Here is a 15,106-nt window from a genome sequence, read left to right as displayed (position 1 = left end):
TCTGATCAAGGGTTGCGCTTGCTTTGGTTTAACCTGAGCGACTTAGTTTTTGCTGCGCTTTTTTCTGGCTTGAGATTTTAGGTTCGACAGCAACTCCTTGATTGTTTTTTGAGTTACCCCTTGACAATCAAGACAGTCGCTACAAGAGAGTCCGTCGGTTGGTTTGAGCGAATCAATGGGTTAAAGAAAACCTCTCAATTTTAGGGGAAAGGGAAACCCAACAGTCAACACCTAAATCCGTCTGAATAGGCGATCGCTTCTCATGGCTTTTTGTGGGGTTTTCTTGGGTCTATAATACATAGATAACACAACTGACTTGCTTACATATCAATGAAAATTGAACGTAAAACCTATAGAGATGGAAACTTGTATCCTGAAGCCTTCAATTATTTAAAATCTCTTCCAGAAAATATCGATTATCATAAAGCCCATATTGAACGTCATCCACTTTCTATTTACGATCTATCAATACAGAGAGTTATGAAAGCATTGGCTGAAATTTTAGATGAAATAGAGCGAATAAATCATGCTTTATTTGATGCTGAAGGTCGTCTCGATTATTCATTAGCGAAACTGCCTATCTTACAAAAAGAATTACTAGAGGCTTTAATGGCTCATATTGATGATTGCTACCGTATTCTTAAGGTTCTCCATCCTTATGATAGTTCCAATCAAGTCAAATATAATGATAAGTGGCTAGATAAGGCTAAAAATCCTGCAAAAAAAGACTTTGAAAATATTAAAGATTATAAAAACTTATTGTCCCCTATTGTTAATAAAATCAAGCATAATGGCGGTCAATTACGTTCTATCGTAATTTACTCACGGGATCGCAGAATAGTCACAAAGCCGATCAGGAAAAAAATTCAAATTTTTCCCAGAGATGCTCGTATCGTAGGATATTTCTTGGAAGGAGTTCATCCTAATGGCAATATCGGACCCGATATCGAAATTCATCCGAATGGAAAATCGGCTATTTCTTTAAACCGTGATTTGCGTTATCATTTTGCCAATTTATATCGAATCGGTCGTCATTTAAAGAAAGCTATCGTAAAAACCGTACATCACGTCGAGACAATAGACTTGCCGTATCCAGGTTCGATTCGACATACAAGTTGTCAATATGATCTAGAGTCAATTGCAGAGAAAATAAGTAATTTGCCATCTTTGTTTTATCAAAATGAATTTGACAAGGAAACTCCTAATATCCAATTCTATCGCAATCCTAAAGATACGGAGTTAATTCTAGAAACGCCTGGCTCTCGATACATGAATTGGGAGGGAGAAGTAGCAATCTTTTGTCAAATGCAGGTAGATCCTGTTTCTCGTACATATCAACTACCTTATTGGTAAAATCAGAGTAACTCCAGATCAGTAATGCGATAACTATCACCTACCAGGGACAAGCGGCAATCATCAGCACAGAGGGAAAATTAACGATTTCCTATTCTCATATTACGATCAGTGATCAGCTAGTCCGCATTCAAGTTCTAGTTGAGACAAGGTAAAACGAATATCAAATTCAGATGCACAACAGCTTACCCAATCCGCTTTTAACAGTAGGATTAACTCCTGACTCCTGACTCCTGACTCCTATCTCCCTGACTCCTTTAAACATTTCTTTTTTTCTCAAACCAAGTTTGTAATAATTCCCCCGATTCCTTGGCTAAAATTCCCGCGATTACCGGTAAACGATGGTTAGAAAAAGGACTATCAATAAAATTAGCCACAGTGCGGATAACTCCTGTTTTGGGATCGTCAGCACCGTACACTAATAATCCTAATCTAGCCTGAATGATTGCTCCAGCACACATGGGACAGGGTTCGAGGGTGACGTAGAGGGTACAATCATTTAAGTGCCAATTGCCTAACACTTGACTAGCGGCACGAATCGCCAGAATTTCAGCGTGAGCGGTGGGATCATGGTGTTTTTCCTTGCAATTAGCCCCTTGAGCGATTAAATTGCTCTGTTTATCCACGATAACCGCTCCCACAGGTACATCACCCCTGTCCCCCGCAGTTGCCGCTAAATTTAAAGCTAACTGCATCCATTGCCGATGTTTCTCATAGGCTTTTTCGTCAATAGACTTTAGATAGTCCCACATTTAGCCAATAAATTATCTAATTTTTTCTGACCATCCAAAGCATACAAATCATCACAACCACCGATATGTTCATTATTGATAAAAATCTGTGGTACACTGCGTTTACCGTTGGACCGTTCGGCCATGGCTTGACGAGCGCTTTCATCCCCATCAATCTTGTATTCGGTGTATTTTACCCCTTTCCAACCCAGCAACCATTTAGCACGAATACAGTAGGGACAAGTTGCCCACGTGTAAATTTCCACATTGGCCTTGATATTCTCGTTATAACGCCCAAAAAGCGAGTTAAATAGATTTAGCATCGTTCTTACTAAGTAGTTAGGTGTTAAAAACTGTCCGATGCCCCCCTTATCAAGGGGGGATTAAGGGGGGATCGACACCCCCCTTATTAAGGGGGGATTAAGGGGGGATCCATCTTCAATTTAATTATAACCAGCTACTTACTCTCCTATTTATCTTTATTTTATGGATTCTGCTACCAAAAAAGCCCAATTACGCAAACAACTAATTGCCCAAAGACGATCGCTTCCTAAGCATATTTGGCAAGAAAATAGTCAGCAACTTTGCAAAAATTTACAATCTTTACCCCTCTTTCAACACGCTAAAACCATTCTCGCTTACTTCAGTTATCGTCAAGAGCCGGATTTAAGTTCCTTATTTTGTCAACACCATCGCTGGGGTTTTCCCCGTTGTGACGGAGATAGCCTGACTTGGCACTGTTGGACTGCCGACGATCCCCTAGAATTAAATCGTTATGGCATCTATGAACCAACAGCGATCGCTCCTCTCATTTTACCGACCGAAGTGGACTTACTGTTAATTCCCGCCGTCGCTTGCGATCGCCAAGGTTATCGCTTAGGTTACGGGGGAGGTTATTTTGATCGTCTCCTACATTCCCCCGAATGGCAAGCTATCCCCTCGATCGGGATTGTCTTTGACTTTGCCTATCTCGATACCCTTCCCCTCGATACTTGGGACCAAAAATTACAGGCAATCTGTACCGAATCAAGAACCGAAATTTTTTAACAATTATTTCCTTTTGTGTGATCGGTTTAACTTATATAGGAGCGATCGATCTTTGTGTCCTTTGTGTCTTTGTGGTTCGTTCTGGTCGTTCGCTGGCACTGTATCTTAGAATACATTTTACCCACCGACTACTCATATATTAAGTTTTATTGAATCCGATCGACCCTTAAGATAGCTTTGCTAGGATGAAGTTCGCATCAAGAGATGTTTAAAGTAATCACCAGAAAAAGTCAACAGGGAAGCAATGAAACACTTTCACGAACCATGGATTCAAGAATGGTGTCAAGAAAACGGCTGGACAGAGCTATTTCTCGAACGCTACAGTAATTATTGGGCATTCCCTCCCAATGCCGTCATGCCAGAACCAATTCCCACCAAAGTGTTACAAAATATTAAGCGTCAAAAAGGTCTATCCCCTGCCGAAAAACTTTGGTTAGGAATGGCGATTGGATTGACTGTGACAGCTTTAATTCTCTGTGTCATCCTCGCTTGTCCTATGCCTATAGTTCTCGCTTTCGCTTTTGATGCTGTCACCGCAGCGCGATTGGAAGTGGAATATTAACCGGGCAAAAATTGAGCAGCAAAAACCTAAACAGGGGGAGATTTTTCCGAAAGTCTTCCCCTTGACTGCGTTTTTCCAGACAGGGACGATCGATCTGTCTTGAATCAGTAATCGGTGATTAGTGGTCAGTAGGAGAATAGAATATTAAGTGAGCAGTATTCAATGGCAGTTTTCTGCTGTCTTTTCACTGATTACTGTTTACTGTTTACTGATCACTGAAAAGTCCCCATGTCCGAATCTCGTCGCTTACAGTTTACCCCCGATCTGGAAATTTGTCGTATTTTGAACGGAATGTGGCAAGTTTCAGGCACCCATGGTTCGATCGCACCCCAAAAAGCGATCCCTAGTATGTTCTCCTATCTAGATGCCGGTTTCACCACTTGGGATCTGGCCGATCATTACGGTCCGGCTGAAGATTTTATCGGTGAATTTCGTCGTCAATTAGTCGCTCAAAGGGGTATTGATGCTTTAAATAATCTGCAAGCTTTCACTAAATGGGTTCCCCGTCCGGGTAAAATGACTAAGGAAATAGTCGCAAAAAATATCGCTATTTCCCTGCGTCGCATGGATGTGGATAGTCTCGATTTATTGCAGTTTCACTGGTGGGATTATCGCGATAAAAATTATCTAGATGCCTTATATTTTTTAGGGGAATTACAACAGGAAGGCAAAATTAAACACCTAGCCTTGACTAATTTCGACACGGAACATTTAAAAATTATTCTCAGCGCCGGGATTACAATAGTCTCCAATCAAGTCCAGTTTTCCCTGATTGATCGCCGTCCCCTCGTCAAAATGGCGCAGTTTTGCCAAGAACATAACATCTATCTCCTGGCCTATGGTACTCTAGCAGGAGGCTTATTAGGAGCTAAATATCTCGGTCATCCTGAACCCAATGCCATGAGTCTCAATACCGCTAGTTTACGGAAATATAAAAACATGATCGATGCTTGGGGAAACTGGCAATTATTCCAAGAATTATTAACTGTTCTTAAAGCGATCGCTGATTCCTATCATGTCACCATTCCTAATGTGGCAGTGCGTTACGTTCTTGAACAAAAAGCCGTAGCTGGAGCAATTATCGGGGTGCGTTTGGGTGTTGCTGAACATATCGCAGAAAATGCCCGTATTTTCGATTTTCAATTATCTCCCCAAGACTATCAAAAAATTGATCATGTCTTGGAAAAATCCCGGGATTTATTGCAGTTAATCGGTGATTGCGGTGATGAGTACCGTCGTTAACTGAAAAGGTGAATAGTTCTATCCCTATTCAATCCCTATCTAGAGGAAAAGTTGTCTATAAGTAGGTAGGTGTTAAAAATTCTCAGCTTTCCCCCCTTATTAAGGGGGATCCCCCCGCCTATCGGCACCCCCCTTATCAAGGGGGGCAGGGGGGATCGGCACCCCCCTTATTAAGGACTGATAACGGATAACTGATAACTGATGACTGATAACTGATAACTGATAACTGATAACTGAAAAGAGGCTAATGATGAGATTTGAACAAGCAATACCCGATGATCCCGCTAATCAATGGCGCTATCAATTAGATCAATTTGTGCAAGAAAATCAACAGGAATTAGCCGGTTTAATGTGGGGTTTACTCTCGGAATGGGGAGAAGATGCTCAAGAAACCCTAGGCATCGATCTTAAACCTCAGCCTCATTTTGTCTGTTGTTCTAGGGAGTCCCTAGAGAAATTAAATCGCAAGGTTAATTGTAAAATTCAAGAGATGCTTGGGATTATTTATCGCTATAATCCCAGCGAAGAAGTGGCTATAGTCGCTATCGGTGATGGTCAGGTAAAATTGATTTATTTTCAACCCGATCTTTCCCCTCCTGAATGTTTTGATCGCCTCGAAGTCGATCTTGATACCCTCATTCAACAGTTAGAGTCCAAAATGCTGACGGAAATCCAATCTTTCCCAATTTGATGCCGATTGCCAGCGCAAAAAGTTGGCAGGTTGTCCCACTGATAAACCAGCTAATCCGATCGCTTTTCTGGGGGATTCTGTCGCTAGAAGAATTGCCGTTTCTAAATCACATATTCCCCAGTTAACTAAATTGGCTACTCCTTGTAATAAGGGTAAGGTTGTTCCCGCTAAAGTACCGTCAAAAAGTCTTGCTGTTCCCTGTTTGACTTCAATTTCTCTCTCGTCCCAAGGATAGACACCATCCCCTAAACCAATCGGCGCTAAAGCATCACTAACTAAGAAAATTCCTTGATGATAATTACTGGCTTTTAGTAATAATTCTATCATGGTTGGATGGATGTGTTGACCATCGGCAATTAACCCACAATATACATCGCGATTGATAATTGCTTCCCCTAATAAACCTGGTTGACGATGATGTAAAGGAGGCATGGCATTAAAGGCATGAGTAACCATTTTTGCCCCCTGTAAAAAGGCTTCTTTGGCTATTTCTTGACTCGCTTGCGAATGTCCTAAACTGACGGTAATTCCTCGATCGCTTAGGTATTTAATCACCGTACCGCTACTATCTAATTCTGGTGCTAGAGTGATAATTTTTACAATCGATAAGTAGTCCCCAAAAATTTTATCTACTGTTTCTATACTTGGGTTTAAAAGATATTGTCCCGGATGCGCTCCCCTTTTTTCATAGTTTAAAAATGGTCCCTCTAAATGTACTCCTAAAACCTGGGCGCTCGATCGATTTTCCTGTTGCTGTTTTTCGATATATTTGGCAATTACTGAGAGGGATTTTTGAAATTTCTCCACGGACGTGGTGACTAGGGTGGGAAGATAACCATCAATTCCTTGATTCCCCAGATAATCGCTAATATTATCTAATTTTTCTAGATCTGTTATTTCTAAGTCAGGAAATGCTAATCCTAATCCTCCGTTGATCTGTAAATCTACTCCTCCTAAGGATAGCCAATCCCCTTCCATATCGATAATCTTTTCCCCTTTTTTCCTTCCCCCCATCTCCGTGATTCTCTCGATCTTTCCCGCAGCATTTATCTCTATTTGTTGTCGATCCTGATGGGCGGGAATTCTAGCGTTAATTAGGGTTATCATAGCAGCAGAAAACTAATTTTTTTTTATTATAATCTCAAAAAAAAAGTTTTTTTTTGATGATGCTTGACAAGGGAGCATTTTTTTGAGATACTTTTTTATATAATGGGAATCTTTGCGTTTAGCTATGAGTGCTGATGTCCAATTATATAAAAACTGATCATAAAAAAATAGTACCATAACCCGACCGCTCTCTGTCCAGAGATTGTAAAAATACTTTACAAAATAATTACAGCCTTTCTCTGGCGGTTCTTAGGAGGGAGTGACTGTCAAAGGGAAAAGCTTGTCCTATAATAAAATTAAGACTATATAAAAACTACTTTTTTAGCAATAAAAGAGTAGCAATCTCAGGGATTAGGGAGGGGTGTATGTTTTTTAGAAACATAGGGAAACAAACTCAAGAACCGCGTCGTATTATTATCGGAGATGTGCATGGCAATTTTCAGGCACTTTTGCGACTATTAAACCGAGTTGCTCCTGATAGTGAGGATGAGGTTTATTTTCTGGGGGATTTAATTGATCGAGGAGAGCAGAGCTTAGAAGTGGTGGATTTCGTGATCAAAAATAACTACCAATGTCTCCTAGGAAATCATGAATATATGCTCTTAAAAGCTTTAGCAGGAAAAGAAGTTTCTGAAAGATGGTTAAACGGTTGGATCGAGAGTGGCGGGGCGGCGACACTACTAAGTTATAATAACAATATACCCGCCGAGCATATCAATTGGTTCCAATCCCTACCCGCTTATTTAGACCTAGGAGATATTTGGTTAGTTCATGCGGGAGTACACCCAGAATATCCCCTTGAACAGCAAACAAACGAGGAGTTTTGTTGGATTAGAAACGAATTTCATACCATGACCCAACCCTATTTCAAGGATAAACTAATTATCACAGGTCATACTTTAACCTTTACCTTTCCTGATGTCAAACCGGGACAACTAGCTCGCGGCAGCGGTTGGCTAGACATTGAAACTGGGGTTTATCATCCCCAAAGTGGTTGGTTAACTGCTTTAGATTGGACAAATCAATTAGTTTATCAAGTGCAGGATCAATCTAAAAATTGTCGCACGATCCCTTTAGAAAAAGCGGTGGTTAATCTAGACCTTGACAAGATTTCTCGTTACTCCTCCGGGGAAAGCTCATCTAAAGCGCTGAATCTTTAATAGTGATCAGAAAAGAGAAGCGATAAAACCAGAAGGATCGGTTAAAATAGTTGATAATCTGATTAATACCCTTTTCTAATGACCCTTGAACTCTTATACCAGGCCTTCATCGAAACAATTCAACATCCTGATCATGAGATAAATCTAGCTCGGGCAGCTCTACAAATAGCCAATTTTGAATATCCCCGTCTCAAGATTGATCACTATTTAAATAGGATAAACTTAATGGCTGACGAGGTAAAAAAACGCCTACCCGATAGATTATATCCCTTAAAAATAGTCAAGGTTATCAATCAATATTTGTTTGAAGATTTACAATTTACCGGTAATACCCAAGAATACTATGACCCCCGCAATAGCTACTTAAATGACGTAATTGATCGCCGCACTGGTATCCCACTCACTCTCTCGATTATCTATTTAGAGATTGCCAAACAGATAGATTTTCCCATGGTAGGAATTGGTATGCCAGGGCATTTTATTATCCGTCCCGATTTCGAGGAAGTAGAAATCTTTGTCGATCCCTTTCACGGTGGTGAAATCCTATTTAAACAGGACTGTCAAGAAAGATTAAGTCAAATTTATCAACAGCCAGTTAAATTAGAAGAACATTTTCTCAATATTGCTACCAATCAGCAAATTTTATTACGTTTGTTGACTAATTTAAAATATATTTACCTGAATCGTCAACAATGGTCTCAGACAATTCGGACAATAGATCTACTACTTTTGCTCATTCCTAATCATCCCCTAGAGCTGCGCGATCGAGGTTTAGTTTACTATCAAATTGGACAACTCAGCCAAGCGCAACAGGATTTAGGCTTCTATCTCGCTCTCCTACCCAACGCTCAAGATGCCGAATCCATTCGACAATTATTGCAAAAAATTAACTCTTAAGTCGCCAATCAGTTATCAGTTATCAGTTAACGGTATTAAATGAGGAGTATTAAATGACATTAATAGTGCTGTCTTTTCACTGATTACTGATTACTGTTCACTGAAAAATCCCCCAATCCTTTACTGATAAATGATAACTAAAATGACTATTAGCCCTTTCGTAACTGCGAAAAAACTCAAAATCGGTCAACTGCGAAAAGTTCATCATATCGCTTTCAACGTCAAAGATATGGATGCCTCTCGTCATTTTTATGGGGAAATATTAGGATTAGAGGAATTAGTGGGGGAAAAAATTCCCAGTACCTTAAAAGAATTAGTTGCCCAGGGAAAAGTGGCCAATTTTATCACCCCCGATGGTACAGTAATTGACCTATTTTGGGAACCAGATTTAAACCCTCCCGACGACAATCCCGAAATCGCTTTTACCCGTGCCAACCATTTAGCCTTCGATATTGCCCCGGAATGCTTCGATTTTGCCCTAGAAGTGCTACAAAGTCAGGGAATTACTATTGCTAGTGGACCCGTAACCCGGCCGACTGGGAGAGGGGTTTACTTCTACGATCCCGATGGCTTTATCGTCGAAATTCGCTGTGATCCCGCATTTTAACGACTCAGAGGGCGAAAATTGCCACGAAAAACCAGAAAAGTTAGGGTAATCGCTAATATAATCGCTGTTATCGCAATTAGAGGCAGAGAAATCTGTTTAACAGCGATCGCCAAAAAAGCCCAGATAAACACCCCGATAAAAGCCCGATCTTTTCTTTTTAAACCGACTAAAATCGCGATTATCGCCCCGATAAGCAGAATTATTACCGTCCAGATCTGGTCAGTTAGACCCCATCGCTGCCAGTCGATCCAATCTAGCACCGAAGCGACATTGACAATCGTGGCCACGCTAATCCAAGCGAAATAAATACTAATAGGAGCATTAACTAATAAACCCTGTTTACGATTGACAATCAAGCGATTAATTTCTAAGCGAAGATAAAGCCGGATGAGAGGAATTAAAATGCCTAGCATTGCCAATAAAGACAGAGTAAAAAAACGCAATTGAAAGAGAATTACCCAGAGAATCTGACAAGCACTAGCGATGGCTAATTCGTAGCCTAACCGACGCAAACGTGGTTCAGTTTTATTAAAAGCCAAAGCTTGGTAAATTCCCAGACTAATTAAACCCAGATAGATTAATCCCCAGATAGCAAAAGCATAATTAGCGGGAACAATTAAGACATCTTGAAAAACTGTATTCGAGATAGCCCCGATATTTTCGCCCTTAAGAGGAAAAATATTAGCGAAAATATTGGTAATAAAAGCCCCTAGAATAGCAAATAAATTTAGTTCTTGTCGGAGACGATCTCGATCAAAATTCATAGGTCAATCAAAGACAGAAAACATCATTTCACCCTGGGCGGCCAATTGCCCATCGACTCTTGCTTCCCCTTGCATTTTAGCAATTTTATTCATCTTGAAGGATAATAATTCCACCGTCATAATTAATTGATCTCCCGGCACCACAGGACGACGAAAACGGGTTTTATCAATGCCAGCGAAGGCAAAAAATTTCCCTTTCATCCCAGGTAATTGGGTCAAAATCACTCCCCCCACTTGGGCCATGGATTCCACAATTAACACCCCCGGCATCAAGGGACGACTGGGAATATGACCGGGAAAAAAAGGCTCGTTGATCGTGACATTTTTTAGGCCAACAGCCTTTTTACCTGGTACATAGTCAATAATGCGATCGACTAGGGCAAAGGGATAACGATGGGGCAGTAGTTGGCGAATTTCCTCAACGGTAAAGGTAGTTTTTATGACTGGTTCCAACTCGGTTAAGGCTTCGGTAACGATGGTCATGCAAGTCAAAAATTACAAGTGAGATTAGACATTATCTCACAATCAGTTATCAGTTATCAGTGATCAGTTTACTGGAAACGGCTGACAGCCTTTTTAATTGGGCATTTCAGTCAAACGAGCATTTTGATAATAATGGCTGAGAATGCGGTCATAAGTCACCCCTTGGTCAGCGAGGGAAAAAGCGCCCCATTGACTTAAACCGATCCCATGACCGAAACCGCGACCATTAATGGCAAAAGTACCGTTATTAGCTGAAATCGTGAATAGGGTACTCCGCAGCTCGAGGAATCGCCGTAATTGGGTATCAGAGATCAATTTAGAGCCTTGATCGCCCACTATACGCATTCTAATCACCCGTCCGTGGGGAGTGGTTCTTTCGGGAGATAGCGATCGCACACGACCAACACCACCGATTAAACGGCCTAATTCCCCGGCGCTAAAGTTTTTTGACCATTGGAATACTGGGGCGACTTGGTCGTAATCGACGACACCGCGCAGGTAGGGTAAGGGGGAATTCCAAACATCTTCGACATTTTCCGTATGACCCCCGGAGGAGGAGTGAAACACCGCTAAAATCGGTTTGCCGTTGAAACTCATAATTTGTCCGGCGGTGGCATTAACCGCCTCGTGGGTGCTAGTAAACTCGCTTTCTAGACCCTTATAAACTTGGGTGCGGGTGGTAGTATCGAGATCGTAGATGCGATTACCAGAAGTATTCATTTGGTAGAGGGCATAGGTACGCGCCGCCACAGATTGGGCTTTTAAGGCCTCTTGCGGCCAGGAGGGAATCGCCTCCGCACCGACGACACTATAGAGATATTCCTCTAAATCGACTAAATTTAGGGCTGTCACCCCAGAACCTTGCCGAATGATCCTTGTGCGTCCTCGATACCAGCGATCATTAATCCAGACGTAACCATCATTCTCCGGTTCGATGATCAATTGACTGGCCTGCCAATCGGCCAAACCCACCGCTTTTCCTCTGGGATTAGCATTGAGGGCATTCATGGCGGTCAATTCTCCTAGGACTCTCCCGGCCCCATCTTTCACCACAGCATCGGTGGAACTACCCACGGAGACGGCACTAACACCTTTACTGATGGCAATGCGTAATTCGACAGCAGCTTGGACTGGAGCGATAATCAAAGCCCAAAAAACTAGGATGAGCCAGCTATGAGCAGGCAGGCGCTGCAGGTAACTACCCAGCAGCCTTGCTGTGTGTTTATTGGTCATGGGGGTCGGACTCCTCACACAATCGATCGATAATCAATTTTAACCGGACTGGGATTTTTTGGCTACTCCAGTCTAGAAAAATTTTTCCCCTGTCACTTTTTCCCGATGGTCTGACAATTTTTCTCTCCTCTGGCCCATGAATGGGCAAATTTCCCTATTTTGTCCGATTAATCGGGATTTATTAGGTTTAGTCGATTATTCTAACTAGGTAGGTGTTAAAAATTATCATATTTCCCCCCTTATCAAGGGGGGATTAAGGGGGGATCGGCACTCCCCTTATCAAGGGGGGATTAAGGGGGGATCGGCACTCCCCTTATCAAGGGGGGATTAAGGGTAGGGTTGATTCATGAATCAACCCTAGGAAAGTGGGGAAAAAATCCATAACTGGGTTTTTGAAGTTCGATCGAGAGTTAGTCGTAATATTAAAAGCGGATTCGGTATAACATCTTGTCAATAAGTATTGTTATAATAATGACATCAATTAAGCTATAGTCGCCTATGTCTGAACAATTGATCGCTAATCTTGTTGGTGTCTTTAAACCAGTTCCTTTACCTGCCGATAGTCCCTTTTATGTAGATCTAAAAGCAGTGAGAGCGGATGCCGATGTCTGTCAAGATTTAGGCAGAAAAATTATTCGTTCGCTGCCAACAGACTACACCCATCAACTCTACACAGGACATCGAGGAGGGGGGAAATCCACGGAATTATTGCGGCTGAAAAAATATCTAGAGCAAAAAAATTGTTTTGTTGTTTATTTTGCGGCAGATGAAGACGATATCGATCCAGAAGATGCTCAATATACAGATATTCTCATTGCCTGTACGCGCCATTTATTAGAACAACTAAAACAGGCTAATTCAACCCCCTTAAAAAACTGGATAAAATCTCGTTGGCAGGATTTAATTGATTTAGCTTTAACAGAGATTAAAGTGGAAGATGTCAAATTAGAAACGGGAGAATTGATTAAATATTTTGGTAAAATGTCTGCGGCGATTCGGGCAATTCCCAGTCAAAGACAAGAAATAAGAAATAAAATCAATCCTCATACTGTTACGCTGTTAACAGCACTAAATGAGTTTATTGATAATAGCAAAACTGTCTTAGATGATTCAACAAAATTAGTGGTAATTGTTGATAACTTAGATCGCATTGTACCGATATATCGGCGAGATCATAAAACTAATCATGATGAGATTTTTTTAGATCGGGCTAATCAATTAAAGGGGTTAAATTGTCATTTGATTTATACTATACCTATTTCAATGGCCTATTCTAATCGGGCCAATGATCTACGCGATATTTATGATAATGACCCGATGGTTTTACCGATGATTATGATCCGCAATCTTGATCGTACTATTAATCCTGATGGTATGGCAAAAATTAAGGCTATTATTGAGAAAAGAACGCAGCAATTTTTACCGAAGAAAAAGCTAGAAACAGATATTTTTGAAAGTCAAGAAGTTCTGGAGCGATTATGTTTAATGACTGGAGGTCATGTACGAAACCTAATTTTATTAATGCAAACCGCTTTAGATCATGTGGATGCTTTACCTATTACCGCAAAAGCTGCTCAAAGAGCAATAACTCAAGCTAGAGATGTCTATCAGAGAACAGTAGAACATGAGCAGTGGAAAATTCTGGCTAAGGTATATCGTACCAACGAAATTCAAAATGATGAAGCTCATCGTAAATTATTATTCAATCGTTGTATTTTACAATATGCTTATTTTGATGCAGATGCAGAGTTGAAAAGTTGGTATGATGTGCATCCTTTAATTACCAAAATTAAGGAGTTTAATGATGAATTATGAATGATAAATTATGAATTATGAATGATGAATGGGGAGCGGGAAACAGGGAACAGGTGAGAAAATTAGTGTACCTCATAAATCTGAATACAGCTATATATAATAATGACAAACCAAAAATTAAAACCCTTAACTAACTTTCAGGAATCGGATTTTGAAGGATTGCGAGAAGAGCAACCCCTAACAGCAGCAGAATCCTATCAAGCATTACTGCGATCGCTGAGACGAAAAAATGGCTTTAATTTACTCTTTGTTCGCTGTTCTCCCGTGCAAGCTGATGAGATTATTCGGGGAATCAGTCAAGATTTACCTAATAAAAATATTCAAGTCCTGCAGCTTGATTCAGAAACCGATAATTTGTATGAGAAAATTGTCGATCTACCAAATTATACCAATCTAAACATTCTTTTTGTGCGCGGTTTAGAAAATGCACTACTGCGCTACGAAGAAGCGGAAAGTGAAGGCTATTTCTTGTCGAGTCAAAGTCCAGTTTATGGGGGAACCTGGGCCGGAGTTCCTAAGATTTTAGGCTATTTAAACTTATCCCGTGAGCGATTTGAGCGGCAATTTCCCTTTACTTTAGTATTCTTATTGCCAGAATTTGCCTTGCGGTATTTTATTCGTCGTGCGTCGGATTTTTTTGATTGGTATTCGGGAGTTTATGAATTTCCGACGGATAAGGACATATTGGAAAGAGAAATTAGAAGACTGGTTTATTTAGACGGCGATCTCGATACCTATCAGCAATTCACTCCCCAACAACGACAGGAAAAGTTAGCCGAAATTAAAGCCTATTTAAGCGATTCCCCATCTCTCGATCCTGTTCAAGCATCTAAATTGTTGCATAAAAAAGGCTTAATTCATGCAATGGGAAAAGAATACGAACAAGCGATCGCATCCTACGATCGAGCTTTAGAAATTAAACCCGATAAGCATGAAGCTTGGTACAACCGAGGGGTTGCGTTAGGTAATTTAGGCAGATTTGAACAAGCGATCGCATCCTACGATCGAGCTTTAGAAATTAAACCCGATTTCCATCAAGCTTGGAACAACCGAGGGAATGCGTTAGATGATTTAGGCAGATTGGAAGAAGCGATCGCATCCTACGATCGAGCTTTAGAATTTAAACCCGATTACCATCAAGCTTGGTACAACCGAGGGAATGCGTTAGGTAATTTAGGCAGATATGAAGAAGCGATCGCATCCTACGATCGAGCTTTAGAATTTAAACCCGATTTCCATGAAGCTTGGTACGGCCGAGGGGTTGCGTTAGATGATTTAGGCAGATTTGAACAAGCGATCGCATCCTACGATCGAGCTTTAGAAATTAAACCCGATTACCCTGATGCTTGGTACGGCCGAGGGGTTGCGTTAGGTAATTTAGGCAGATTTGAAGAAGCGATCGCATCCTACGATC

General features: G+C 41.0%; 16 protein-coding genes. 10 read left to right on the top strand and 6 right to left on the bottom strand.

Going from position 1 to position 15,106, the window contains the following annotated elements:
• Positions 1 to 330 precede the first annotated feature (330 nt).
• Positions 331 to 1,353, top strand: a complete 1,023-nt coding sequence (locus IM507_RS15455; RefSeq protein WP_069475219.1) for a hypothetical protein — start codon at positions 331 to 333, stop codon at positions 1,351 to 1,353.
• A gap of 257 nt (positions 1,354 to 1,610) precedes the next feature.
• On the opposite strand, the gene tadA is transcribed toward IM507_RS15455, so the two are convergent.
• Complete coding sequence (gene tadA / locus IM507_RS15450) at positions 1,611 to 2,105, bottom strand: tRNA adenosine(34) deaminase TadA (protein ID WP_069475220.1); 495 nt, start codon at positions 2,103 to 2,105, stop codon at positions 1,611 to 1,613.
• Entirely contained in the window at positions 2,090 to 2,407 is a 318-nt protein-coding gene (gene grxC / locus IM507_RS15445; RefSeq protein WP_002751734.1) for a glutaredoxin 3, read from the bottom strand. The genes tadA and grxC overlap by 16 nt, the downstream gene beginning before the upstream one ends.
• A gap of 163 nt (positions 2,408 to 2,570) precedes the next feature.
• On the opposite strand from grxC, the gene IM507_RS15440 reads away from it, so the two are divergent.
• From IM507_RS15440 to ccmS, 4 genes are all read left to right on the top strand, one after another.
• On the top strand, positions 2,571 to 3,131 hold the full coding sequence (locus IM507_RS15440) for a 5-formyltetrahydrofolate cyclo-ligase (protein ID WP_002751733.1): 561 nt from the start codon (positions 2,571 to 2,573) through the stop codon (positions 3,129 to 3,131).
• 244 nt (positions 3,132 to 3,375) lie between these two features.
• Complete coding sequence (locus IM507_RS15435) at positions 3,376 to 3,693, top strand: slr1957 family protein (RefSeq protein WP_002733676.1); 318 nt, start codon at positions 3,376 to 3,378, stop codon at positions 3,691 to 3,693.
• Positions 3,694 to 3,921: 228 nt separating this feature from the next.
• Positions 3,922 to 4,935: an aldo/keto reductase gene (locus IM507_RS15430; protein ID WP_123229875.1), complete on the top strand. Its 1,014-nt coding sequence runs from the start codon at positions 3,922 to 3,924 to the stop codon at positions 4,933 to 4,935.
• A gap of 250 nt (positions 4,936 to 5,185) precedes the next feature.
• A complete protein-coding gene (gene ccmS, locus IM507_RS15425) occupies positions 5,186 to 5,626 on the top strand; it encodes a beta-carboxysome assembly chaperone CcmS (protein WP_002751731.1) in 441 nt (146 codons plus the stop codon).
• On the opposite strand, the gene nagA is transcribed toward ccmS, so the two are convergent.
• Positions 5,582 to 6,733 carry an N-acetylglucosamine-6-phosphate deacetylase gene (gene nagA / locus IM507_RS15420; protein ID WP_287637296.1) on the bottom strand — a complete coding sequence of 384 codons (1,152 nt, stop codon included), beginning with the start codon at positions 6,731 to 6,733 and terminating at the stop codon, positions 5,582 to 5,584. The genes ccmS and nagA overlap by 45 nt on opposite strands.
• A gap of 365 nt (positions 6,734 to 7,098) precedes the next feature.
• Between nagA and IM507_RS15415 the strand changes: the two genes are divergently transcribed.
• The 3 genes from IM507_RS15415 (at position 7,099) to IM507_RS15405 (ending at position 9,397) form a co-directional block, all read left to right on the top strand.
• Positions 7,099 to 7,893 carry a metallophosphoesterase family protein gene (locus IM507_RS15415; RefSeq protein ID WP_002751729.1) on the top strand — a complete coding sequence of 265 codons (795 nt, stop codon included), beginning with the start codon at positions 7,099 to 7,101 and terminating at the stop codon, positions 7,891 to 7,893.
• Between the two features lie 78 nt (positions 7,894 to 7,971).
• Positions 7,972 to 8,790 (top strand): SirB1 family protein, encoded by an 819-nt coding sequence (locus IM507_RS15410; RefSeq protein ID WP_002751728.1) that lies wholly within the window; start codon positions 7,972 to 7,974, stop codon positions 8,788 to 8,790.
• A 142-nt stretch (positions 8,791 to 8,932) separates the two neighbouring features.
• A complete protein-coding gene (locus IM507_RS15405) occupies positions 8,933 to 9,397 on the top strand; it encodes a VOC family protein (protein WP_002734772.1) in 465 nt (154 codons plus the stop codon).
• Here IM507_RS15405 and IM507_RS15400 read toward each other — a convergent pair.
• From IM507_RS15400 to IM507_RS15390, 3 genes are all read right to left on the bottom strand, one after another.
• Positions 9,394 to 10,161: a tryptophan-rich sensory protein gene (locus tag IM507_RS15400; RefSeq protein ID WP_002751727.1), complete on the bottom strand. Its 768-nt coding sequence runs from the start codon at positions 10,159 to 10,161 to the stop codon at positions 9,394 to 9,396. The two genes, IM507_RS15405 and IM507_RS15400, sit on opposite strands and share 4 nt — an antisense overlap.
• A gap of 3 nt (positions 10,162 to 10,164) precedes the next feature.
• Positions 10,165 to 10,644 carry a 3-hydroxyacyl-ACP dehydratase FabZ gene (gene fabZ, locus IM507_RS15395; protein ID WP_002734156.1) on the bottom strand — a complete coding sequence of 160 codons (480 nt, stop codon included), beginning with the start codon at positions 10,642 to 10,644 and terminating at the stop codon, positions 10,165 to 10,167.
• Between the two features lie 93 nt (positions 10,645 to 10,737).
• The gene (locus IM507_RS15390) at positions 10,738 to 11,877 is read right to left on the bottom strand and encodes a SpoIID/LytB domain-containing protein (RefSeq protein WP_287637295.1); all 1,140 of its coding nucleotides are present in this window, start codon (positions 11,875 to 11,877) and stop codon (positions 10,738 to 10,740) included.
• Positions 11,878 to 12,375: 498 nt separating this feature from the next.
• Here IM507_RS15390 and IM507_RS15385 point away from each other — a divergent pair, with 498 nt between their 5' ends.
• Complete coding sequence (locus IM507_RS15385; RefSeq protein ID WP_287637294.1) at positions 12,376 to 13,692, top strand: P-loop NTPase fold protein; 1,317 nt, start codon at positions 12,376 to 12,378, stop codon at positions 13,690 to 13,692.
• A 102-nt stretch (positions 13,693 to 13,794) separates the two neighbouring features.
• The coding region (locus tag IM507_RS15380; protein WP_287637293.1) for a tetratricopeptide repeat protein at positions 13,795 to 15,106 on the top strand (1,312 nt) is incomplete at its 3' end.

Source organism: Microcystis sp. M20BS1 (genome assembly GCF_020245305.1).
Lineage (GTDB): Bacteria > Cyanobacteriota > Cyanobacteriia > Cyanobacteriales > Microcystaceae > Microcystis > Microcystis ichthyoblabe_A.
The sequence above is the reverse complement of the archived record's forward strand: the minus strand, read 5'-3'. Positions and strand labels throughout refer to the sequence as shown.

Bases quoted from the DNA above. Each gene is read 5' to 3' on its own strand.
- IM507_RS15410 (WP_002751728.1), top strand. From the start codon at position 7,972: ATGACCCTTGAACTCTTATACCAGGCCTTCATCGAAACAATTCAACAT.
- grxC (WP_002751734.1), bottom strand. From the start codon at position 2,407: ATGCTAAATCTATTTAACTCGCTTTTTGGGCGTTATAACGAGAATATC.
- ccmS (WP_002751731.1), top strand. From the start codon at position 5,186: ATGAGATTTGAACAAGCAATACCCGATGATCCCGCTAATCAATGGCGC.
- IM507_RS15405 (WP_002734772.1), top strand. From the start codon at position 8,933: ATGACTATTAGCCCTTTCGTAACTGCGAAAAAACTCAAAATCGGTCAA.
- IM507_RS15415 (WP_002751729.1), top strand. From the start codon at position 7,099: ATGTTTTTTAGAAACATAGGGAAACAAACTCAAGAACCGCGTCGTATT.
- IM507_RS15435 (WP_002733676.1), top strand. From the start codon at position 3,376: ATGAAACACTTTCACGAACCATGGATTCAAGAATGGTGTCAAGAAAAC.
- IM507_RS15455 (WP_069475219.1), top strand. From the start codon at position 331: ATGAAAATTGAACGTAAAACCTATAGAGATGGAAACTTGTATCCTGAA.
- fabZ (WP_002734156.1), bottom strand. From the start codon at position 10,644: ATGACCATCGTTACCGAAGCCTTAACCGAGTTGGAACCAGTCATAAAA.
- nagA (WP_287637296.1), bottom strand. From the start codon at position 6,733: ATGATAACCCTAATTAACGCTAGAATTCCCGCCCATCAGGATCGACAA.
- tadA (WP_069475220.1), bottom strand. From the start codon at position 2,105: ATGTGGGACTATCTAAAGTCTATTGACGAAAAAGCCTATGAGAAACAT.
- IM507_RS15390 (WP_287637295.1), bottom strand. From the start codon at position 11,877: ATGACCAATAAACACACAGCAAGGCTGCTGGGTAGTTACCTGCAGCGC.
- IM507_RS15400 (WP_002751727.1), bottom strand. From the start codon at position 10,161: ATGAATTTTGATCGAGATCGTCTCCGACAAGAACTAAATTTATTTGCT.
- IM507_RS15385 (WP_287637294.1), top strand. From the start codon at position 12,376: ATGTCTGAACAATTGATCGCTAATCTTGTTGGTGTCTTTAAACCAGTT.
- IM507_RS15440 (WP_002751733.1), top strand. From the start codon at position 2,571: ATGGATTCTGCTACCAAAAAAGCCCAATTACGCAAACAACTAATTGCC.
- IM507_RS15430 (WP_123229875.1), top strand. From the start codon at position 3,922: ATGTCCGAATCTCGTCGCTTACAGTTTACCCCCGATCTGGAAATTTGT.